This window comes from Salmonella sp. SAL00672, from assembly GCF_046552175.1.
Classification (GTDB): domain Bacteria; phylum Pseudomonadota; class Gammaproteobacteria; order Enterobacterales; family Enterobacteriaceae; genus Salmonella; species Salmonella enterica.
This window is the reverse complement of sequence record NZ_JBGDUQ010000029.1, coordinates 1-681: the sequence shown is the minus strand read 5'-3', so window position 1 is coordinate 681 and position 681 is coordinate 1. Positions and strand designations below refer to the sequence as shown.

Here is a 681-nt window from a genome sequence, read left to right as displayed (position 1 = left end):
TGTAAGTATCCCGCATAATCGTGCCATTCACATTTAGAGATCATCCGGCATAATCAATCTGCCAACGAAGGAGATCGCTATGCGTAAAGCCCGTTTTACTGAGCATCAGAGCATTGCCGTAATTAAATCGGTTGAAGCCGGACGAACCGTTAAAGATGTCTGCCGGGAGGCCGGTATCTCTGAGGCCACCTACTATAACTGGAAGTCCAGATACGGCGGCATGGAACCTTCTGATATTAAAAAGATAAAAGATCTTGAGGACGAGAACCGACGCCTCAAACAGATGTTTGCCGACCTGAGCCTTGAGAACCGGGCGCTGAAAGACGTTATCGAAAAAAAGCTTTAAAACCAGCCTTTAAGCGTGAGCTGGTCACTCATCTGATAACGGCATTCGGACTCAGTATCCGTCAGGCCTGCCGGAGCCTGAACCTGAGCAGAACGGTTTATCATTACCGTCCGGATAACACACGTGACGAACCCGTTATTACCGCACTGCAGGCGGCAGCTGAACGGTATCCACGATACGGTTTTCCGAAGCTTTTTCAGGTTCTGCGGCGGCAGGGATACATGTGGAATCACAAAAGGATCCACCGTATTTATTGTCTGCTGAAGCTGAATTTTCGCCGTAAGGGCAAACAACGGCTGCCGGTGCGTAACCCCTCGCCACTGGCCACGCCGGAA

The 681-nt window shown here is 50.4% G+C and carries 1 pseudogene; it reads left to right on the top strand.

The annotated features are described in order from the left end of the window. Positions 1-79 precede the first annotated feature (79 nt). Positions 80-681 (top strand): annotated as a pseudogene (locus ACLJTG_RS23655) (IS3-like element IS1351 family transposase); the annotation flags it as partial.